At 57.6% G+C, this 22,259-nt stretch carries 12 protein-coding genes, 3 rRNA genes, 1 pseudogene and 1 riboswitch; of the genes and pseudogenes, 10 read left to right on the top strand and 6 right to left on the bottom strand.

Annotated features, from left to right (window positions below):
* Positions 1-233: 233 nt before the first annotated feature.
* Positions 234-1,361: a nitronate monooxygenase family protein gene (locus ABGT66_RS12585; RefSeq protein WP_346691077.1), complete on the top strand. Its 1,128-nt coding sequence runs from the start codon at positions 234-236 to the stop codon at positions 1,359-1,361.
* A gap of 170 nt (positions 1,362-1,531) precedes the next feature.
* Positions 1,532-3,736: a suppressor of fused domain protein gene (locus tag ABGT66_RS12590; protein ID WP_346691079.1), complete on the top strand. Its 2,205-nt coding sequence runs from the start codon at positions 1,532-1,534 to the stop codon at positions 3,734-3,736.
* Positions 3,737-3,818: 82 nt separating this feature from the next.
* Here ABGT66_RS12590 and ABGT66_RS12595 read toward each other — a convergent pair whose 3' ends face one another.
* Complete coding sequence (locus ABGT66_RS12595) at positions 3,819-4,442, bottom strand: YrbL family protein (protein WP_346691080.1); 624 nt, start codon at positions 4,440-4,442, stop codon at positions 3,819-3,821.
* Between the two features lie 423 nt (positions 4,443-4,865).
* Between ABGT66_RS12595 and ABGT66_RS12600 the strand changes: the two are divergent.
* A pseudogene (locus tag ABGT66_RS12600) lies at positions 4,866-6,143 on the top strand (IS256 family transposase).
* Positions 6,144-6,527: 384 nt separating this feature from the next.
* Here ABGT66_RS12600 and rrf read toward each other — a convergent pair.
* From rrf to ABGT66_RS12615, 3 genes are all read right to left on the bottom strand, one after another.
* Positions 6,528-6,643 (bottom strand): 5S ribosomal RNA (gene rrf / locus ABGT66_RS12605).
* Between the two features lie 92 nt (positions 6,644-6,735).
* Positions 6,736-9,705, bottom strand: a 23S ribosomal RNA gene (locus tag ABGT66_RS12610).
* Positions 9,706-9,914: 209 nt separating this feature from the next.
* A 16S ribosomal RNA gene (locus ABGT66_RS12615) occupies positions 9,915-11,431 on the bottom strand.
* Together the 16S, 23S and 5S rRNA genes form the textbook arrangement of a ribosomal RNA operon.
* Before the next feature lie 437 nt (positions 11,432-11,868).
* Here ABGT66_RS12615 and ABGT66_RS12620 point away from each other — a divergent pair.
* From ABGT66_RS12620 to ABGT66_RS12630, 3 genes are read left to right on the top strand one after another with little or no spacing between them, the layout of a single operon-like run.
* Positions 11,869-12,417, top strand: a complete 549-nt coding sequence (locus tag ABGT66_RS12620; RefSeq protein WP_346691081.1) for an AAA family ATPase — start codon at positions 11,869-11,871, stop codon at positions 12,415-12,417.
* Positions 12,402-12,863: a GNAT family N-acetyltransferase gene (locus tag ABGT66_RS12625; protein ID WP_346691083.1), complete on the top strand. Its 462-nt coding sequence runs from the start codon at positions 12,402-12,404 to the stop codon at positions 12,861-12,863. The genes ABGT66_RS12620 and ABGT66_RS12625 overlap by 16 nt, the downstream gene beginning before the upstream one ends.
* Positions 12,864-12,881: 18 nt before the next feature.
* Positions 12,882-13,673 (top strand): dihydrodipicolinate reductase C-terminal domain-containing protein, encoded by a 792-nt coding sequence (locus ABGT66_RS12630; RefSeq protein WP_346691085.1) that lies wholly within the window; start codon positions 12,882-12,884, stop codon positions 13,671-13,673.
* Positions 13,674-13,733: 60 nt separating this feature from the next.
* On the opposite strand, the gene ABGT66_RS12635 is transcribed toward ABGT66_RS12630, so the two are convergent.
* A complete protein-coding gene (locus ABGT66_RS12635) occupies positions 13,734-14,078 on the bottom strand; it encodes a DMT family protein (RefSeq protein ID WP_300264539.1) in 345 nt (114 codons plus the stop codon).
* Positions 14,079-14,225: 147 nt separating this feature from the next.
* Positions 14,226-14,858: a hypothetical protein gene (locus tag ABGT66_RS12640; protein WP_346691086.1), complete on the bottom strand. Its 633-nt coding sequence runs from the start codon at positions 14,856-14,858 to the stop codon at positions 14,226-14,228.
* 113 nt (positions 14,859-14,971) lie between these two features.
* A riboswitch (NiCo riboswitch) is annotated at positions 14,972-15,070 on the top strand.
* 62 nt (positions 15,071-15,132) lie between these two features.
* Between ABGT66_RS12640 and ABGT66_RS12645 the strand changes: the two genes are divergently transcribed.
* From ABGT66_RS12645 to ABGT66_RS12660, 4 genes are all read left to right on the top strand, one after another.
* A complete protein-coding gene (locus tag ABGT66_RS12645; protein ID WP_346691087.1) occupies positions 15,133-16,296 on the top strand; it encodes a cation diffusion facilitator family transporter in 1,164 nt (387 codons plus the stop codon).
* 227 nt (positions 16,297-16,523) lie between these two features.
* The gene (locus tag ABGT66_RS12650) at positions 16,524-17,480 is read left to right on the top strand and encodes a magnesium transporter CorA family protein (RefSeq protein ID WP_294192346.1); all 957 of its coding nucleotides are present in this window, start codon (positions 16,524-16,526) and stop codon (positions 17,478-17,480) included.
* A 209-nt stretch (positions 17,481-17,689) separates the two neighbouring features.
* Positions 17,690-18,373, top strand: coding sequence for a DNA-3-methyladenine glycosylase 2 family protein (locus ABGT66_RS12655; RefSeq protein WP_346691089.1), 684 nt, complete (start codon positions 17,690-17,692; stop codon positions 18,371-18,373).
* 94 nt (positions 18,374-18,467) lie between these two features.
* On the top strand, positions 18,468-22,259 hold the full coding sequence (locus tag ABGT66_RS12660) for an AsmA-like C-terminal region-containing protein (RefSeq protein WP_346691091.1): 3,792 nt from the start codon (positions 18,468-18,470) through the stop codon (positions 22,257-22,259).

The following is a 22,259-nucleotide window of genomic DNA, read 5'->3' on the forward strand; positions in this document are numbered from 1 at the left end:
CTCATAAAGAAATCTGTTATATGACTATTCTACGTAACGGCCCGCTGTTGTCAACAATTAGTAATCTACACAATCTTTTAGAAATATACCGGCTTTCGGCAAAAACCGCGGACATACGGAAAATGCAGAATAAGACTTGTCAAAGCGTGAATTATGGAATAACATATCCAGTATTCCACTATTGCGTGGAATTGATTGAGGTTTGAAAATAAATATCCTGAAAGGAATTTAAAATGGCCATCAAAAACAAAGAATTACCGGTATTAAAGATTGGCAAGCACCAGCCTAAATACCCCATAATACAGGGCGGCATGGGCATCATGGTCTCAGGCCCGAAGCTTGCGGCGGCGGTCGCGGCCGAGGGCGGGATAGGCACGATAGCCTCCGTCGGCCTCGCCGCGTCATCAGACGGCTTCGACCTCTCGCTCGGCCCGAAGAAAATCAGCGAAAACAATCAGACGATCCTCGCAAGATACATAAAAGAGGCGAAGGAAGCCTCGAACGGCGGCGTCATCGCGGTCAACTGCATGTGCGCGCTCAGCGACTACGAAGACCTCGTGCGCACCTCGTGCGAGGCGGGCGCGGACGTGATAATCTCCGGCGCCGGACTTCCGCTCAAGCTGCCGCAGCTCACAGAGGGCCACCCCGATACTGCGCTCGTCCCGATAGTCAGCAGCGTCAAGGCCGCGGGCCTCATCATCAGCCGCTGGCTCAAGCACTACAACCGCATCCCCGACGCCTTCGTCGTCGAGACGCCCAACACCGCGGGCGGACACCTCGGCGCGCGTAGCGAAGAAGAGGCGCTCGACGAGAAATTCTCGCTCAAGGAAGTCGTTCCCGCGCTCGTGAAATACATCCGCGAGCTCGGCCTCAGCATCCCCGTCGTCGCTGCGGGCGGCATCTGGGACTCGCAGGACATCGACGAAGCGATAGAGCTCGGCGCGAGCGGCGTCCAGATGGGCACGCGCTTCGCCGCGACCAAAGAGGGCGACGCCTCCGACCGCTTCAAGGAAGCCTACATCAACGCGAACGAGGACGACGTCGTGCTGCTCAAGAGCCCCTGCGGCCTGCCTGGGCGCGCAATCATGAGCCCGCTGCTCGAACGCTACTTCTCCGACACGCTCGAAAAAATGACCTGCCGCGCCGGCTGCCTCTCGCACTGCATCTGCAAGCTCCAGCACGAGACCTTCTGCATAGCAGACGCGCTCGTCAGCGCCTACCGCGGAGACTGGGAAAACGGCCTCTTCTTCTGCGGCAGCAACGTCTCGAAGGTAAAATCCATAATGAGGGTGAAAGAGCTCATGCAGGAGCTCGTCTCCGACTTCCGCCTGCGCGAGCCGAGCTTCGAGCCCGCGAGGTAGAACGGCGAAAATTTCACAACAACGGCATAAATACAAAGGCGCGGCGAAAAACCGCGCCTTTTTTCGCGCCTGTCGCACGCCTCGCCGCGCCGCCGGGCTGTTTTACCGACGCTTTTTCGTCATATAATATCCCCACGGCATAAAACATCTGGACGGAGGAAATGTTCCAAATGGAAGACAACGAAAAGACGAACGGCATAAATCAGGAAGAAAACGCAAATCGCGCGGCGAGCCTTCTCGGCGAAGACGATGTCGCGATGCTTGAATACTACCTCAACGACGACGGCGCGCGCAGCTATTTCTGGCGCGGGCTGCAGTTTCTCGAAGACTTCATAGAATCGGGCGTAAAGGAAGGGCGCTTCACCGAGGAGCAGGCGCGCGAGGACCTGCAAATCGCGCTCTGGTACGCCTACATTTACAACAACCTCGACCAGTACGGCGCATATTACTCCGTCACGGAATGGATGCCCGCCTCGGAGAAAAACGCCAAGGGCTGCGGCGCGTGGTACTACCGCTACGCCTGCGCGCTGCTGTACACGGGGCAGCTTGAAAAAGCGCGCGAGTATGCGGAGCGCGGCGTCGCCGAAGACCCGTCGTACCCGTGGGGCTGGCTTCAGGCGGCCAAGCTGCGCGCCCACTTCGGCGACAAAGCCGGGGCGCTCGCCGCGGTCGAACGCGGCCTCGAACTCGAGCCGGACGACTACGAATTCACGACGCTGCGCCGCGAGATAGAAGAGGGACGCACGCTCGAAGAGATGGAGTTCCACTGGATAAACCCGGACAGCGACGCGGAGCTCCAGGAAGGGCTCGACGCCGACGCGGAGGCGAAGCTGCGCCAGATAGACTGCATCCGTCTTGACGAAGAAAAGCTCGACAGGATAAAGGCGATACTCGGCATAGAAAACCTTGAACATGCAGGCCCGTGGCGCCGCTTCACATACAAAGGGCGCGGACGAGAAATAGACATGGTATTCCGCATGAACGAAGCCGGACTCTCAAAGACGACCCCAGAATGGCTTACGGAGCTGCGCGGCAAAATCGACGGCGAATGGGCCGAAATGACCGACGCCGAAGGACGGACCTACCCGCTTGCAGGCATAGCCGTCGCCCTCGACTATACGACCGACGCCTATTACCTGACCGACGCGGAAAGCGGCGAAGCGTTCATCGTACACCGCGACAAAAACGGCGAAATAATCCGGCGGGAAGAGGGCGGCGAAGAAGCCCCGCAGCGCGAGCCGGAGCTCTACACCGAGGACGAAACGTCGGCGATAACCGCCCACATCGAAAAATACTACGGAAAGATAAAAACCATATCGCACGACAACAATCCCGGCGGCGTCAGCGCGGACATCTGCATAATCCCGCCGTCGATCGAGCGCGACTACTACACGCTCGTCACCTGCGGCCTCGGCGCGCACGTCATGGACCTGCCGGAGGAGCTGAAGGACAGCGATATGTCGCGCGCGGAGCTCATGATATGCCTGCCGAAGGACTGGAAAATCTCCGACGGCGGCGACGTCTGGCAGTGGCCCGCGAACGTTCTGCGCTGGATTGCGGAAATCGCCTCCGAGCCGGAAACATGGATAGGCTGGGGCCACACCATAGGCGGCGGGCGCGCCTTCTCGCGCGACACGGAGCTCTGCGCCGCATTCCTAGCCGCGCCTCAGAACGTCAAAAAAGAGGCCTTCCGCGCGGCTCTGCCGGGCGGCGACAAAGTATGCTTCTACCTCGTAATCCCTATATATCAGGAAGAGCTCGACTACAAAATAGCCCACAGCGCCGACGGGCTTTCTTCCAGGCTCGCGGACGCGGGAGCCAGCTTCGTCGTAGACCCGCAGCGCCCGAACACCTGCGAGGGAGGCGCGGACGAAGTGCCGCCGGAGCTGATGGACGACGCCGCATGGCACCTCAAGGACCTGCGAGGGAAAAATCTGCCGCTCGACGAAATCGCCGCCTACGGACACATGGCGATATACCTGCGTTGGTGCATAGAACGCGGCCTCATGAGCGCGGACTTCACAAGAAAATACGGAAACGTCATAAAATCCGTGCTCGAAGGCAAAACGACCGACCTGCGCGAATTCGTCCGCGGCGAGCTCGGCGGCAGACTGCTGCACACGCTCTTCGACGAAACGGGCGACGCCTTCGCGTGGCGCTACTACGACTACTCCGACACAGACGACCCGTTCTATCCCAAAGACGTGGACAAGCACGCGGAAGACTACTTCGGCAAAGAACGTTACGAATCGGACGAATTTCAGCACGAAGCCTATCTATTCGTCCCCTTCGACGAAAATTACTACAAAGCCATGTCGGAAACGATAGACCGCCGCTTCGACGACTGGACGCGCGAACAGCAGACAAAGCGATAAACCGACACCCGTGGCATATAAAAGAACGGCGTCCGCAAATCGGACGCCGTTCCTCATAACATAACAAAAACGCGGCAATACCTCAAAGCTTCACATCCACCCAGAAAGAGCTGAACATCTTCTCGCGGCAGAGGGAATCAAGAGGAAATACGTTGAGATTAAGCTCGCGATAAAGAGTCCTCATCCTGCGAAACATAATATTGCGCGCAAGCGGCGCGATAAAACGCTCCATCTTCAGAAACCCCATATAGTGATTTTTATGGAATCCCTTCAGATCTATGAAGACGACTTTCTTCGCACCTGACGCCATACGCTTTACGACAAAATTACTCCTATTGAAATCATAAAAGAAAAGATTATCGCGAATGAGAGATTCCAGCACCTTTCGCAGCTCAGGCTCGACATTCTCCGCGCCGAAACGCTCCTGATATTGTGCCAGCGACAAAGCAAGTTCACCGTCATCCTCATTCCGGACAAGCTCACACACCAAGCCTGGGCCTTTATCCGTTTCAACAAGTCCGCCGTCATAACGAACTATATAATCTTTCAGATAAGGAGCGAGGAGCTTAGCGACACTAATCTCTCGCGTCAGCTCCGGCAGGTCTGCCTTATGTTTGACAACTTTGACACACAGATTTCTATCAAGGGGATGCACATAACATTCGCGCACGGCGCTGCCGCCGATATATTCCGTTAAATAAAGCATGGCAATGCCTCCTCACATTTTCCTTGACAGAGTAGACAGAGTATCAAATCACCAGACATACGGCAGTCACAGCCGTTCCACGAAGCCGTGGCCGTCTTATATTGTATCAAAATAATCATAAGCGGCGCGAGAGATAATCGTCGCGCGGTGCAATTTATGAAAGACAAGCACCGGTGACGTAAACAGTTCTGGGGTGCATGGTTAAGAGACGCGGAGAAGCCATTATGAGACACAGAAGCACATGTACAAAAAGAGAGAGAGGGAAGTCCCTAACGAGAGTGTGAACAGAATTCTGTAAGTTGAAATCCATCCCACCCTGCTATGGTAGACTTGCTAGGAGGATGGTTTATTATGTCACGCATCAGCAAACAGCAGAGTTCTTCAGATGAGCCTAAGAAAACCAGGCGGCAGCGCCGTTCCGAGATGAGCCCGGAAAAGCGCAAGTTCCTCCGCAATTTCGTCGGTATGTACGATATCAAGACGGCGGCGGATCTCCAAGATGCCGTCAAGGACCTTCTCGGAGACACCATCAAGGATATGCTCGAAGAGGAAATGAACGAGCATCTTGGGTACGAGAAGTATAAACATTCAGACAACCCCGACAGCCGTAACGGATACAAATCAAAGGAAATCATGAGCAGCGCTGGCAGCATCACTATAGACGTTCCTCAGGATCGAGACTCAGCCTTTGAACCAAAGGTTGTGAAGAAGGGACATTACAAGCCGGCTGCGCGGAGCGCATTCAAAAATATCCTCAGCCGGCGCAGTATGCGGGGGCGTCTGCCGTAGAAGGATATCAACGCCATCGAGCAGAAGATAATCGCCATGTACGCACGAGGAATGACGACACGCAATATTTCCGACACTATCATGGATATATACGGCTTTGAGGTGTCAGAGGGATTCATTTCAGACGTTACTGATAAGCTTCTGCCTAAGATACAGGAATGGCAGTCACGTCCGCTCGAAGATGTATATCCGGTAGTCTTCATCGACGCAATTCACTACGCTGTAAGGGACGAGGTAGGCGTACGCAGGAAGGCTGCGTATATTGTTCTAGGCATATCTGCGAGCGGACACAAGGACGTTCTTGGCATCTACATTGGGGAGAACGAGAGCGCGAAGTACTGGCTTTCTATCCTTAACGAGCTTAAGAACCGAGGCGTAAAAGACATCCTTATCGTCTGTGCCAACGGCCTTACCGGCATCAAGGATGCCATAGAGGCGGCCTTCCCGCAGACCGAATATCAAAGATGCATTGTACATCAAGTCAGGAACACGCTGAAATATGTAAGCGACAAAGACCGCAAGGCGTTCGCGAACGACCTCCGCAGGATATACGGCGCACCCAGCGAAGAACTCGCCCTTGGCGAGCTTGACCGAGCCGCTGAGAAATGGCAGCAGAAATATCCTAACTCGATGAAATCGTGGTACAAGAACTGGGACGCCATATCTCCAATCTTCAAATTTTCGTCAGAGACAAGACGCGTCATATATACGACGAACGCCATAGAGAGCCTGAATTCCATATACCGGCGTCTGAACAGCCAGCGCAGTTCATTTCCCGGAGACCAGTCTTTACTCAAGGCGCTGTACCTCGCCACAATGGAAGCCACGAAGAAATGGAGGCTTCCAATACGCGACTGGGGCAAAATATACGGAGAACTGTCGATAATGTACGAGGGGAGGCTGCCTGAGTAGCCGTGACTTCATGCTAAAAAACGATACCGGCGTCAAATTGAGAAATTGACGCTTAGCGGCCTATACCCTATAGTAGAAACGTGACGGCGTCTGGCGAAAAGACGCCGCCACATCAAAATCAACTGCCACAGCAGCGGCAGTCTTGGATAACTTACAGAAAGAACTTCACAGGCTCGTCCTAACGACTTCCCTCTCTCTCAAATTAAATCCGGCGCCGGCCTACTCTGGTGAAGAAACCGGCCGAATCGCACAATTTGCCGCAAGAAACATGCGGCAAATTGGCTCCCTGGCCGTCCCACGGTTCGCGGGATTCTAGCCGGACGCAGGCATGTATATATAAAGCAGAAGGGGAGGACTTAAGTCCTCCCCTTCTGCTTCAACTAAATCCGGCGCCGGCCTACTCTCCCACGAATACCCTCCGCAGTACCATCGGCGATGAGGTGCTTAACTGCCAGGTTCGGCATGGAGCTGGGTGTGTCCACCTCTCTATGAGCACCGGAAATTTTTTCTCAACCTCTTAGACTCTGTTATATATCGTCTATTCGGTCGTGCGGTATAAAGCCTTCGCTTTAGATGTCCGCAAAGGATTTATGAGGTTAAGGCTTCGGCGTATTAGTATTGGTCGGCTCAAAGGGCGTTACCCTCTTACACCCCCAACCTATCTATCCGGTCGTCTGCCGGACGCCTTATCTACTTATGTAATGAGGTATCTCATCTCAAGGCCGGCTTCCCGCTTAGATGCCTTCAGCGGTTATCCGATCCGAACATGGCTACCCAGCGTGTGCTCCTGGCAGAACAACTGGTTCACTAGCGGTTCGTCCATCCCGGTCCTCTCGTACTAGGGACAGTTCCTTTCAAATACCTTGCGCCCACAGTGGATAGGGACCGAACTGTCTCACGACGTTCTGAACCCAGCTCACGTACCGCTTTAATGGGCGAACAGACCAACCCTTGGGACCTGCTTCAGCCCCAGGATGCGATGAGCCGACATCGAGGTGCCAAACGCCGCCGTCGATAGGAACTCTCGGGCGGCATCAGCCTGTTATCCCCGGGGTAGCTTTTATCCGATGAGCGATGGCCTTTCCACTCAGGACCACCGGATCACTAGGACCAACTTTCGTTTCTGCTCGACATGTCTGTCTCACAGTTAAGCCACCTTATACCCTTACGCTCTCTGGGTGTTTTCCATTCACCCTGAGGTGACCTTCGCGCGCCTCCGTTACTCTTTGGGAGGCGACCGCCCCAGTCAAACTGCCCGCCTGACAATGTCCCGCGTCGTGCTTCAACGCTCGCGGTTAGAATCCCAGCAAGGTAAGGGTGGTATTCCAAGGGCGACTCCATATAGTCTGGCGACCATATTTCAATGTCTCCCACCTATCCTATACATACCTTACCGAAATCCAATATCAAGTTACAGTAAAGCTCCACGGGGTCTTTCCGTCCTACTGCGGGTAACTGGCGTCTTTACCAGTACCACAATTTCACCGGGTCTACTGTCGAGACAGCGCTCAGATCGTTACACCTTTCGTGCAGGTCGGAACTTACCCGACAAGGAATTTCGCTACCTTAGGACCGTTATAGTTACGGCCGCCGTTTACTGGGGCTTCAGTTCAAAGCTTCGACCGAAGTCTAACTTCTCCCTTTAACCTTCCAGCACCGGGCAGGTGTCAGACCCTATACTTCGGCTTGCGCCTTGAGCAGAGTCCTGTGTTTTAGTTAAACAGTCGCCTGAGCCTGGTTTCTGCGAACCGACAGCGCTTACAGAGTAAATCCTTAACGCCGCCAGCCACTCCTTCTCCCGAAGTTACGGAGTCAACTTGCAGAGTTCCTTAACAATAGTTATCCCGTTCACCTTAGCTTGCTAAGCCAACCCACCTGCGTCGGTTTGAAGTACGGGTTCGATAAATCTCCATAGAGGTTTTTCTCGGCAGCCGAGCTTTTGCACCTTCTCGAATTAGATTCTTCCACATCAGCTCTCAGGAACCCGAAAGAAGGGATTTGCCTCTTCTTTCTCCCTACGGCTTTGTACCGGGACGTCCATCACCCGGCGTGCATAGCTTTCTGCGTCGCCACATTTGTCAAACGATTTATCGAAGGGCAGGATTGTCTACCTGCTGTCCATCGGCTACGCCTTTCGGCCTCGCCTTAGGGCCCGCCTAACCCTGGGCGGATGAACCTTCCCCAGGAATCCTTGGGTTTACGGTGAGTGTGTTTTACGCACACTTTGCGCTACTCATGCCGTCATTCTCACTTCCATAATGTCCACAGTCCCTTACAAGACTGCTTCGTCCCTTATGGAACGCTCCCCTACCAGTCAACGAAATTCTCCGTTGAATCCGAAGCTTCGGCGCCATGCTTAGCCCCCCACATTTTTGGCGCAGGGACGCTCGACCAGTGAGCTGTTACGCACTCTTTCAAGGGTGGCTGCTTCTGAGCCAACCTCCTGGCTGTCTGGGCATCCCCACATCCTTGTAACACTTAGCATGGGCTTTGGGACCTTAGCTGTCGGGCTGGGCTGTTTCCCTTTCGACTACGGATCTTCGCACTCGCAGTCTCACTCCCAATCATGATGCGCAGGTATTCTTAGTTTGATTAAGCTCGGTAGGCGGGACCGCCCCCTTACCTAGTCAGTGCTTTACCCCCTGCGTTCTTAGATTGAGGCTGCACCTCAATGCATTTCGGGGAGAACCAGCTATCACCATACTCGATTAGCTTTTCACTCCTATCCACACCTCATCCAGGCCTTTTTCAACAGGCTGTGGTTCGATCCTCCAACCGGTGTTACCCGGTCTTCAATCTGGACATGGATAGATCGTATGGCTTCGGGTCTATAGTACGAGACTTGCGCCCTGTTCAGACTCGCTTTCGCTGCAGCTTCAAACCTTGTAGTTTTTAACTTTGCCACGTACTATAACTCGACGGCTCATTTTCCAAGAGGCACGATGTCACTCTAAAAAGAGCTCCATCTGCTTGTTAGCACGAGGTTTCAGGTCTATTTCACTCCCCGCCAGGGGTGCTTTTCACCTTTCCCTCTCGGTACTGTTTCTCTATCGGTCGCTGAATGTGTTTAGCCTTGGACCGTGGTCGGCCCGGATTCGTACGGAATTGCACGTGCTCCGCATTACTTGGGTGGCTCCCCAGAGGTTTTTCATTTTCACTTACAAGGCTTTCACTTTCTTTGGCCAGATTTTCCAACTCTGTTCGGTTAATGAAAAACTTTGTAACTCTGTGTAAGGGCCGCATCCCTTACTGGAAGCTCCCACAACCCCTGTGCCGCAACGCTTGCGGGCTTGGCACGGCTCAGGTTTGGGCTTTTCCCCTTTCGCTCACCACTACTTGGGGTATCTCTTACGATTTCTTTTCCTCGGGGTACTGAGATGTTTCACTTCTCCCGGTTGCCGCCTTTTTAAAAGGCTCACAGGTTGCCCCATGAAGGTTGCCCCATTCAGAGATCCGCGGGTCAATGGATGCTTGCTCCTCTCCGCGGCTTTTCGCAGCTTGCTGCGTCTTTCGTCGGCATTCAGCGCCAAGGCATTCCCCTCGTGCTATGTGTACCTTAACCTCATAAATCCTTTATGGACTTTTTTCTCTAAAGCTTTCTTCAATTCAGGTTTTCCTAAATTGTTTTGCTTTATACCAAGTCTTTTGTCATGGTTCTTACGACTAGGGAATGAGGAGCTGAAGGTTTTTGTCACAGCCGTGTTTTAGCTTGCGCTTTTTCTTGAGCCGGTTGCGATAAATTCTTTTACGGCATCTTGTGCCGCTCCTTAGAAAGGAGGTGATCCAGCCGCACCTTCCGGTACGGCTACCTTGTTACGACTTCACCCCCCTTACTCGGCGCACCTTAGACGCATCTCTCCTTTGCAGGTTGAGCCTGCGGCTTTGGGTGCCCCCAACTCGGGTGGTGTGACGGGCGGTGTGTACAAGGCCCGGGAACGTATTCACCGCAGCTTGGCTGATCTGCGATTACTAGCGATTCCGGCTTCATGTAGTCGAGTTGCAGACTACAATCCGAACTGGGACCGGCTTTGGAGGATTCGCCAACGCTCGCGCGTAAGCTGCCTTCTGTGCCGGCCATTGTAGCACGTGTGTCGCCCTGGGCATATAGGCCATGATGACTTGACGTCATCCCCACCTTCCTCCGCCTTGTCGGCGGCAGTCTCGCCAGAGTGCTCAGCTCCACCTGTTAGCAACTGGCAATAGGGGTTGCGCTCGTTGCGGGACTTAACCCAACATCTCACGACACGAGCTGACGACAGCCATGCAGCACCTGTTCACGCTCTCTAGCAAGCTAGAGTCTATCCGCTTTCACTTCAATACCACGTGTATGTCAAACCCAGGTAAGGTTCTTCGGTTTGCATCGAATTAAACCACGTGCTCCACCGCTTGTGCGGGCCCCCGTCAATTCCTTTGAGTTTCAGTCTTGCGACCGTAGTCCCCAGGCGGGATACTTAACGCGTTAACTACGGCACGGAACAACTGCTTGCCCCACACCCAGTATCCATCGTTTACGGCCAGGACTACCGGGGTATCTAATCCCGTTCGCTGCCCTGGCTTTCGCACATGAGCGTCAGTAGTGTGCCAGGAAGCCGCCTTCGCCACTGGTGTTCCTCCCGATATCTACGCATTTCACCGCTACACCGGGAATTCCACTTCCCTCTCACATACTCTAGTCCGCCAGTATCTGTTGTAGAACTGAGGTTGAGCCTCAGCCTTTGACAGCAGACTTAACGAACCGCCTGCGTGCGCTTTACGCCCAGTAATTCCGAACAACGCTCGCCCCCTACGTATTACCGCGGCTGCTGGCACGTAGTTTGCCGGGGCTTCCTCGTGTGGTACCGTCATTGTTCTTCCCACACAACAGGGCTTTACATCCCGAGGGATTTCTTCACCCACGCGGCGTCGCTGGGTCAGGGTTGCCCCCATTGCCCAATATTCCCCACTGCTGCCTCCCGTAGGAGTCTGGACCGTGTCTCAGTTCCAGTGTGGCCGGTCGACCTCTCAGTCCGGCTATCCGTCTTCGCCTAGGTGGGCCTTTACCCCGCCTACTAGCTGATAGAACGCGAGTCCCTCTCCTGCCGGATTGCTCCTTTCACCTCTCGGCTTATGCGGTATTAGCATCCGTTTCCAAATGTTGTCCCCCTGCCGGAGACAGGTCCTCACGCGTTACTCACCCGTCCGCCACTTGGTTATATTCAAAGCAAGCTTCTTATATAACCCCGTTCGACTTGCATGTGTTAGGCACGCCGCCAGCGTTCGTCCTGAGCCAGGATCAAACTCTCCGTTTGATTCCTGTTTCGCTTCAACTTATCCACTCTTTTTGAATGAACCAGTCGCCCGCTCAAGTTGCACGTCTGTTCTTTTTACCTTCTCAACTTCCGCTTCCGCTCCGCTCGCTTCGGCGCTCCCGCGCCCCGCTCGCTTTCCGCTTCCGCTTCCGTCTCGCTCCTCTGTATTCCCTTGTCATGGTGCCTCGCCGCTCTCTTTCAGGCCCGCCCCGAAGTTTCCCTCAAGACCGCCCTCCCGCGGCGCAACGAGAGAGAGTATATTACGCGCCCTCGAATACGTCAAGCGTTTTTTTATAGGACGCACGGCATCGTGCGAGGAGGTTTTTTGCGTTTTTCCGCGCGGCGACGAGATTAAAAATTTTTATTTTTCCTGAAATTACTACTTTGCGCGCGCTCTGCGGTGTTATGATTAGCTTGCGGGACGGAGGCTGAACGCGGTGAAGAATTTGATCTTTATAAACGGGACGATGGGCGCGGGCAAGAGCGCCGTATCGCGCAAGCTTAAAAAAATTCTCGCGCCGTCGTTTTTCCTCGACGGCGATTGGTGCTGGGATATGGAGCCGTTTGCACCCGGCGCGGCGGAGCGCGCGCTCGTCCTGCGCAATATCGCCTTTCTTCTTAACAGCTATCTCGCCTTCGACGGGCGCGGCAATGTTATTTTTTGCTGGGTGATGCACAAGCGTGCCGTTGTCGATGACTTGCTGGCGCGGCTGGATTTATCGGGCGCGAGATTTTTTCTTTTTACTCTCGACGTTTCGGAGGCGGAGCTTACGCGCAGGCTTTCGCGCGACGTTGAGAGAGGGCTGCGCGACAGCGGAATCGTTGAGCGAAGCCTTGCGCGAAGGCGCGAGTTCGACGCCTTCGGCGAGGTTGTGCCGGCGGACGGAATTTCGCCGGATGAGGCGGCGCGCGCCATAGCTTCCGCAGTGCTGTCGGGCGTGGCGCGATTTTACGAGAGGGGAGCATACCTATGGAGTGGCAGGTAAAGACTTTCGACGAGCTTACGAAGCAGGAGCTTTATGATATTTTGAGGATGCGGAGCGAGGTTTTCGTCGCGGAGCAGAGTTCGCCCTATAACGACGTGGACGGCGCGGATTTCTGTGCGCTGCATGTTTTCGCCTACGATGGGGATGCGCTCGCCGCGTCTATGCGCGTGCTTCCGGCGGGCGCGACTTTCGAGACGCCGTCGCTCGGGCGCGTGGCCGTCGCGCCGGCCATCCGCGGGCGCGGGCTTGCGCGCAATATGATGGCGCGGGCGATTGAGCTCGCGCGCGCAGAGTTCGGGGACTGCGCGCTGACGATAGGCGCGCAGGTTTATTTAAGGGAGTTTTACCGCTCTTTCGGTTTTGTCGAGATTTCGGAGCCTTACGACGACGCGGGCGTGCCGCACGTCGATATGAGGCTCGAGCTTCGCGGCGCAGGCCGCGCTTAAAAAGGAGGCTGGTTTTCTATGGCGAGGATTTTTCTTTCGGGCGCGTCGGGCAACGTCGGCAAGGCGCTCGTGCGCGAGATTGCTGCTGGCGGCGAGTTTGAGCTCGCGGGAGGATGGTGTCTCGAAGCGGGCAAGGATTTGGGGACGCTCGCGGGAATCGCGCCGCTGGGCGTCGCGGCGTCGGCTTCGCTCGAGGAGGGCGTCGCGGCGTCGAAGCCGGACGTCGTCGTGGAGTTTTCGGCGGCGGCCGTGATGGAGGACAATCTCGAATGTTATCTGCGGCTCGGCGCGGACGCGGTGATAGGGACGACGGGGCTGAAGCCGGACAAGCTTGCGGAGCTCGGCGCGCGCGCGGCAGCGCAGGGGCTGCGCTGGTCGGCGCTGCCGAATTACGCGCTCGGGATAAACCTCGTCGCCAAGTTCCTGCGCGAGGCGCGCGAGTATTACCCCTACGCCTCGGTGACGGACCGCCATCCCGCGGAGATGGGCAACGCGCCGAGCGGTACAGCGGCGATGCTGGCGGGAATTTTGTCCGAGCGCGAAGCGGGAACGATTCGAAGCAAGGAGACCTACGACGGCGCGCTCGGCGCGAATATCGGCGGAACGCAGGTTTTTGCCGAGAGGCTTTCGTATCCGGGGCCGTTTTCGGGGCATACGATAAGGCTCGCACGCAAAGATGAAGTTATAACGATAAATGTGGACGACTTTTCAAGCGGGGTTTTCACGGGCGGCGTGCTGATGGCTGTGCGAAAGCTGCTTTCGTCGCCGCGCGGCGTGTTTATCACGAGCTTCGACGAGCTGACCGCATAACGCAGAACAGCCGCCGCACGTTCGACGATGTGCGGCGGCTGTTTTTTATCGGGCTTTTCTCTAATTTCCTCTGAATATGAAGAAGACCGCGCCGACCATGCAGAGCGCGGCGTAGAGGTAGTTCATCGTGAGCCGCTCTTTCATTACGAAGTAGGAGAAGGCGGCGAAGACGGTCATCGTTATGACTTCCTGGATTATTTTGAGCTGCGGGAGCGTGTAGACGGTGCTGCCGATGCGGTTCGCGGGGACCTGGAAGCAGTATTCGAGAAAGGCTATGCCCCAGCTTATGAGCACCGCGAACATGACGGGCTTCGCGGCGAGGTATTTCAGATGTCCGTACCATGCGTAGGTCATGAAGACGTTGGAGACCAAGAGCATGACGAGGGGCAGAACGTGACGCAGCATTCCTAATCATCTTCCTTTGTATTTCATTACTGATGTCACAGCATAAATCTGCGTTTTTCGCGCGCGCACGGGCACACGCGAATGGCATTATATCACAAGCGCGGCGGCGAAGAAGATGTTTCTTTTATAAATATCACGCGCCGCGCGCTACATCGGGAGCTTCGTCTCTTTGTAGCCCGCTGGGATTCTGAAAAATTCGTCCTTCACGCCGCGGCTTCCGTATTCGAGCACCTCGGAGAGCTCGTCGTTCACGCGCCACCATTTGAGCGTGTCGGTCATCGGCAGGAAGTAAAGCGTCTCCTCCGTCCCGTCCTCCCAGACGATTTTGTCGAAGTCGTAACGCGCGCCGTTTATCTTCCCGCTGCCCGACGATGCCTTAAACCCTCCGCCGCCTGCGGCGCGCTCGAGCGTCTCTTCAAACGGCACGACGGCTGGCGCGGAGGGCGCGACGACGTAGCTTTTCGTATCGTGCGAGATTATCGTGACGTTCTGCGTCCTAGCGTCGTAGAGCGTGCTTATGCGCCCGCCCGGAGATTCGACGTCCGTGTAGGCCATGCCGCCGCTCGAGGCGAAGGTCACGGTCGCGCTTCCCTCTTCCGTGCGCGTCCTGTATTTCAGATAGACGGGATTCTGCGACGCGTTGAGCGCGCGCAGCACGGCCCGCGCACGCTCGCCCGGCTTCGGCGGGTTCGCCGCGCTGTATTCGCGCGCCTCCGCCGGCGCGGAAAATGAGAGCGCCGCGGCAAAGAGCAGAAGAACGGCTGAAATTATCTTTTTCATTTTATTTTTACCTCCGGGCCTTGCGCATATGTACGACCCGTATTTTATCATAAGCGCCCGAACCGGCGGGACGCGCCTTGACAGCGCGCAAATGTTTCAAATATAATCCCCGATAATTGAACATGGAGCAGGCGACGGCCCTTCCGGGCCGTGGGGCCGGGCCGGGACGACAACCCGGCAGCGGGAAAGGACGCAGCGCCCGCGGGACCGTTTGACGATCTCGCGGGCTTTTTTATGCAGCGCCCGCAGCGATAGTCGGAGGAGAGACGAAAATATGACGAACATTCTTTTGAAGCTTTTTATAAAAAACTGCGACGATACCCAGAATCCCGCTGTCCGTTCATCAATCGGGAAGCTGGCGGGGCTGACCGGCATCGTCTGCAACTGTCTGCTGACGGTGTTAAAGCTGGTCATCGGCCTGCTCGTCGGCTCGATGGCCATCATCGCGGACGGCGTGAACAACCTGTCGGACGCGGCGTCGTCCCTCACGACGCTGCTCGGCTTCCGCATGGCGCAGCGCCCCGCCGACAAGCAGCACCCTTACGGCCACGCGCGCTACGAGTACCTCTCCGGCCTCGCCGTGGCGGCGCTGATTCTGCTCATCGGCGCGGAGCTTGTGAAGTCGTCCATAGCCAAGATTATAAACCCGGAGCCTATCGACATCTCGGCGGCGACGATAGCTCTGCTCGCCGCCTCCGTCGCTGTGAAGCTATGGATGTCGGGATTCTACAAGACGCTCGGGAAGAAAATAAATTCGACCGCGCTCTACGCGACCTCGGTCGACAGCCGGAACGACGTAATCTCCACCTGCGCCGTCCTGCTGGGCTGCCTCGTGAATTACCTTTTCGGCCTCAACATCGACGGCTGCGTCGGCCTCGCCGTCGCGATTTTCATTCTGTATTCCAGCGTGGGCATCGCGAAGGACACAATCTCGCCGCTGCTCGGGCAGCAGGCCGACGATGAACTGGTGGACAAAATCACGGAGCTGGTGCTCTCCCACGAAAAAGTCCTCGGCGTCCACGACCTGCTCGTCCACGACTACGGCCCCGGACGCTGCTACGCCTCTGCGCACGTGGAGCTGAGCGCCGACGAGGACCCGATGGCCTGCCACGACATAATCGACGACATAGAGTGCGACGTGCTGGAAAAGATGAACGTCCACTTCGTCATCCATTACGACCCCGTCGTGCAGAACGACGCGGAGCAGAACGAGATGCGCCGGACCGTCGGCGAGATAATCCGCGAGCTGAATCCGGCCTTCTCCATTCACGACTTCCGCATCGTGCGCGGCTCGGCGCAGTCGAAGCTTGTCTTCGACCTCGGCGTCCCCTACTCGATGATAGAAAAGAAAAAGGAGATTAAAGAGCGGATAGACGCCGCGCTTAACGAACGGGGCAAGAAATATATAACGATAATCCGCTTCGACGGAATCGCCTAAAGCGAACCGCCGCCTATTGTTACGAAAGCGGCTTGACCGCGTTACGTTAAGCGACTAAACTTTTATTGTGCCGGTTTAACGGCCTTATAAATTCTACGAAGGAGAAATTTTCTGTATGGACGCAAGCGGCCCCAGTCCTGAACCTGTAGGACAATCACGCACAATTCGCAGCTAGCCTTTCCCGGGCCGTTCCATGCCCGGGATGAACCGGGTATGGAGGGAATTCAATGCTCAAGATAATCAAGACGACAGAAACGCAGCTCGTCGAGCTGAAGCCGGAGAACATCGAGTCCGGCGCGTGGATCTCGCTCATCCGTCCGACGGCGGACGAGCTCAACGAGGTAGAAGACATCACGGGCGCGCCGCAGGACTTCGTCCGCTCGGCGCTCGACCCCGAGGAATCCTCGCGTATAGAGATAGAAGACAATCACATCCTCGTCCTTATCAACGTTCCGGTCAACCACGACAGCAACATCTCCGAGTACGACACCTTGCCGCTCGGCATAATCATCACGCCGGACTACTTCGTCACCGTCTGTCAGGAACACAACGACGTCATTCAGAATTTTTCGGAGTCGCGCTTCCGCTACTTCAACACGTGGAAGAGGACGCGCTTCCTTTTCCAGATACTCTACCGCTCTGCGATGCTCTTCCTGAAGGACCTGCGCCAGATGACGCGGCGCTCCGACCAGATAGAACAGGACCTTCGCCAGTCGATGAAGAACGCGGAGCTTTTTCAGCTCCTCGACCTCCAGAAGGGTCTTACCTACTACTCCATGTCCCTGCGCTCGAACAAGGTCGTCGTCGAGCGTCTGCTGCGCCTCTGCTCCAACTCGCAGGTGAGCCATCTCATTAAGTTCCGCGAGGAGGACGAGGACCTCTTGGACGACGTGCGCATAGAATACGACCAGGCGATAGAGATGGCGCAGATTCAGACGGACGTTCTCGCGGGCATGATGGACGCCTTCGCCTCCGTCATCTCGAACAACCTTAACATAGTCATGAAGGTGCTCGCCTCGATAACGATAGTCATGGCGATTCCGACGATGGTCTCGAGCTTCTGGGGCATGAACGTCCCCGTGCCGTGGACGGACAACCCCGCGGGTTTCGTCATCGTCGGCTGCGTTGCGGTCACGCTGACGCTCGCCGCGACGTGGCTGCTGTGGAAGAAGAAGCTCTTCTAGGCAGGCCGCGGCGTTTTATATATAGAAGCAAAAATTTCCAAAGCTTTGCAGCAAACGGACGGCTCCGCGCGCGGGGCCGTCTTTCCATATTCGGCGCCCGCGCCGCAAACTCCGCGCGGCCCGCGCGCGCTTCGCGCCTTTCCGCTTCGACCGCGGCGCGCCGTCACGCTATAATCTTTTCCGTAAGCTTACGGCGGGAGGACGGCGCTATGTACTTTTCCTACACTGACGAAGAAGTCGAATACCTGAAGAAGCGGGACAAAAAGCTCGCGGCCGCCATCGAAGTCATCGGGCCGATACGGCGCGAGGTCGAGCCGGAGATTTTCCCCGCGCTCGTGCATCACATAGTCGGCCAGCAGATTTCGGGCGCGGCGCAGCGCGCCGTCTGGGCCCGTGTGCGCGAGGGGCTCGGCGAGGTGACGCCGGAGAAGATCCTCGCGCGCGGCGCGGAGGGGATCATGCCCTTCGGCCTCTCGGCGCGCAAGGCGGACTATATATTCGACCTCGCGCGGCGCGCGGCCTCGGGAGAGTTCGACGCGGAGGCTCTGCGCGGAATGAGCGACGAGGAGGCCGCCGAATATCTCTGCCGGCTGCGCGGCGTCGGGCTGTGGACAGCGGAGATGCTGCTGACCTTCACGCTCCAGCGGCGCGACGTGCTGAGCTTCGGAGACTTCGGCATCAGGCGCGGGCTTCGTATGCTCTACCGTCACCGCGAGATAGACCGCGAGCGCTTCGAGCGCTACCGCCGCCGCTACTCGCCCTGCGGGACGCTCGCCGCGATGTATCTGTGGGAGGTAGCGGGCGGCGCTCTGCCCGACGCGGCGGACCCCGCGGCAACGGAGAAAAAGCCGCGCGCCGCGAAGAGCGCGGAAGGGCGTAAAAAAGGCTCTTGACGTGATAAAATTATCGTGTCTCACTGTAACGACGCGAGACTAAAATGTGCCGTGCGCGGGCGTCGGAGGCTGCCCGGAGGCGCGGCGTAACAGGGTGATCATCTTGCAGAACGGCGCAGAAGAGAACAAGAACGCGGAAGCCGTCGAAAATATAGATAAAAAAGAAAAGAAACCGCGCGCGCGAGGGCGCGGCTGGCTCGTATTTTTCGTACTGCTGATTTTCCTCATCGGAGGCGGCGGAGGCGTCGCCTATTACAAGATGGATTCGCTGAGCGCCTTCGCGCGCGCCAAGATATCCGAGTACGCGAAGCAGTATCTGAACGCCGACCTCACAGTCGGCGCGCTGCGCTGGCATCCGGTCTTCGGCCTCTCCGTGCGCGACATCGAGATATCGCGCGGCGGCGAGACGATGCTTTCGGTCGGGCGCGTAACGGCCTCGCTCTCCGTGCCGAGCCTCGTGAGCGGCTCGCCGCGGCTGTCGCGCCTCGCGGTCTCCGGCGTCGACACATCGATGGAGAAGATACAGTCGCTCATCCCCAAGACCGAAAAGAAAGAAGAGAGCGCGCCGCTCAACATCCCGATAGACCTGATATTCGTTCGGGATGTCAAGGTGGAGACGCCCTACGGCGCGGTCGCTGTCGATAAGGGCGCGCTGCGCATAGAGGATTCGAAGCACTTCGACGCGGAGGCGAGCGCCTCCGTGAACGGCGTCGCGGTCGTGATAGACGGCGCTGTGGAAAACACGCCGGAGGGCGGCTGGAGCTCGAGCGGCCTCGCCGTGGAGCTCGACGGCGGGCGCGCGGAGATCTCCGGCGCGTTGTTCCCCTCGCAGGACGTGAAGTTCGCGCTGGCGGACTTCGACCTTTCGACGGCGGCGAAGCTCGTGCCGAAGATTGGCGAGTACGGCGTGAAGGGGCGGCTCTCGGGCGAGGGCTCGGCTTCGCTCGCGGACGGCAAATTCGTCTCCGAGGGCTCCGGAACGCTGAACAAGGCCGTCGTCCGCGGCATGCCGCTAGACGGCGTCGCGGTAAAGTGGAGCGTCACGCCGGAGCTGATAAAGGCGGAGCTGAACCAGGGCAAGGTCTTCGATTCCGAGCTCGCGGGCAGCCTTGAGCTCGACATGACGAAGCCCGACAAATATCTCAAATTCTCCGCAGAGGCGAAAAATCTGAAATTCGACGACTGGAAGAGCCAGCTCGGCGGCAGCGCGAACGGCGCGGCCGCTGCGGCGAGCGGCGAGATTTCATCGCTGACGGCGAACCTCGAAGGGCCGCTCAACGCGCTAAAGGGCCGCGTGGAGCTCGGCCCCTCGCAGCTCGGCTATAAGCAGATAAAATTGAAGGACCTGCGCGGCAGCGCGGTCTTCGACGGAAAGCCCGCGGGCGTGCTCGACCTGACGGGAACCTCCGAGGGGCGCGTCCTCGCGCTGAAGGGGACGCTGAGCCTCGGCGATAAAATTCCGACGGACCTGACATTCACAAGCGAGGGCATAGTGCTCGACAAGGTGCTGAAAAGCTTCCCGCAGACGGCGAAGCTCAAGGCCGACGGCAGCATAGCGGTCTCCGGCACCTGCAAGGGGCTGATGGGCAAATGGGTCGTCGGCCTGCGCGCCTCGACGCCGTCGGTCAGCGTCGACAAAATCGGCAAAATTTCAAATATCAGCGTAATTTCATCCTACGCGATGGAGACGGGCGTATTCTCGCTCGAACGCGCATCGGCGCAGTGGAACGGCGTCACGGCGACCGCTGAGGGTACATTCTCGCAGAAGGCGGCGAACGGCGGCGCGCTCAACTTCAAGGGCACCTTTAAGAACGCCGACGTGAAGCGCTTCTACTCCTACGCGGACATACTCAAGACCCTCAAGGTCTCAGGCGTCGCGAGCGGCAGCTGGAGCGTCGCGGGCGCGCCCTCCGCGCCCGTCGTAAAGGCAACTGTCAAGACCGGAGCCGCGCAGTTCCGCACGCTCAAGATAGCGAAGCTCGAGGCCGGGATAGCCTATTCGGGCGATTCGCTCAAGCTTTCGCCCGTGACGGCATACGCAGGCGGCGGCACGGGAACGGTGAACTGCGACGTGACGCTTCCGTCGAAGAAGGCCGACGGCACCGCCGTCCCCGCGTCGTGGAAGATGGACGGGCGGTTCTCGAAGGTCGACTTCTCGATAATCAACGGCCTGCTCGAAGCGAACGAGGACATCTCGGGCGAGGTCTCGGGCAAGGTCACTGCGGGCTCCGCCGCGGACGGGCTGAACTGGAGCTTCGACTTCTCGGGCAAAAAACTCGCGTGGCGCGAATTCCGCGTAGACGAGCTCGCGGGAGTGATAACGGGCAGCCCGAAGGAGATTCTAATAGAAAGCACCTCGGGGCTGTTCCTCAAGGGCGAGACGAGCGGCACGGGCCGCATCGAAATGCCCGCGCCGGGGCAGTCCTTCTCCGACGCGAAGCTTGAAATACGCGCCGGCATCAAAAAGCTCAATCTCTACGAGCTCGTGCGCCGCCATCTGCCCGCCGCGCGCTCCGTGCAGGGGCTCGTCGACGGCGACGTGGTCGTCAGCGGCACGGTGGGCAATCCGCGCTTCGACGCGACGGCGCACGTCGCGCCGCTCAGATACCGCGGCTTCATGCTTCCGATGATAAACGTAAAATGCGGCGGCACGATGAAAGAGGTCGAAATCACCGAGGCGAAGGCAGTCCTGCGCGACGGGGACTTCGGCGCCCACGGCCGCTTCTGGTCCGAGGAGGGCGAATGGTACGGCGACTTCAACATCAAGGGCACGGATATAGACGTGCGCCAGTTCAGCGCCTACATGCCCGACAACTTCCGCGCGCGCCTCGGCGGCACGGCGAATTTCTCGATGGAGGGCTCCGGCAAGCTCGCGGAGATATCTGGCACAGGCTCGATAACCTCGCCCTACCTGCGGCTGCTCGGCGTGAAGTTTGAGGATCTCAGCGCGCCGTTCTACGTTTCCAAGCATTACATGATAGTCGAAGACCTCAAGGCCAAGACCAACGGCGGCACGCTCTCCGGCGGCGCGGGCTTCGACTTTGAAAACAGCCGCTGGGGCGGCAACCTCACGGTCATGGGCACGGACCTAAAGGCGCTCATGAGCCAGCTCGCGCCCAACATGAAGGGCTCGATAAGCGGCAAGGCCGACCTCAAGATACGCGGCAGCGGCGAGACGGGCCGCATGTCCACGGTGCGCGGCGGCGGCGCGCTCTCGCTCACCGACGGCGAACTCTCGGGCTTCAGCTTCGTCGAGAAGGCGAAGAAGTTCACGGGCGGCAAGCCGATACGCTACAAGACGGTGCAGGCGACCTTCACCTACATGGACGGCATCTTCACGCTTCTGCCCGGCAGCCAGGCGATAGCGCCCGACGGCGACATGCTCTACCGCAACGTCATGGTCGACGGCGCGATAAACAGCGAGAAGGAGCTTTCGTTCTTCGCGCTCGGCAAGGTCAACATCCGCGCGCTGAACTCCGTGCTCGGAGCCTTCCAGGGCATCATCAGCGCCGGCTCCGACCTCGCCTCCGGCACGCTCAACAAGGAAGAGGCGCTGCAGAGCCTTCTCGGCGGCGTCATATCGGGCTTCGCGAAGAACGAATTCAAGTTCATCGGCATGGGCATCGGCGGCACGGTTTCGAATCCCGAGATTACGCATCTGCGCGTCTCGCAGGCGATGAACATGCGCTCGTCGAAGGCGCTGATACCGTCGAGCGGCGGCGACCCCGAGGACAACGAGACGATGAAGGACGGCAACACGACCTTCCGCTTCAAGTTCGAGATACCGATGGGGCCTGGCACGGACACGGGCGGCGGCACGAGCAAGGGCGACTTCGTCGGCCAGACGCTCGAAAACCTCATCAACAACATAGACTTCGGGCTTTAA

The organism is uncultured Cloacibacillus sp., assembly GCF_963926575.1.
Classification (GTDB): domain Bacteria; phylum Synergistota; class Synergistia; order Synergistales; family Synergistaceae; genus Caccocola; species Caccocola faecigallinarum.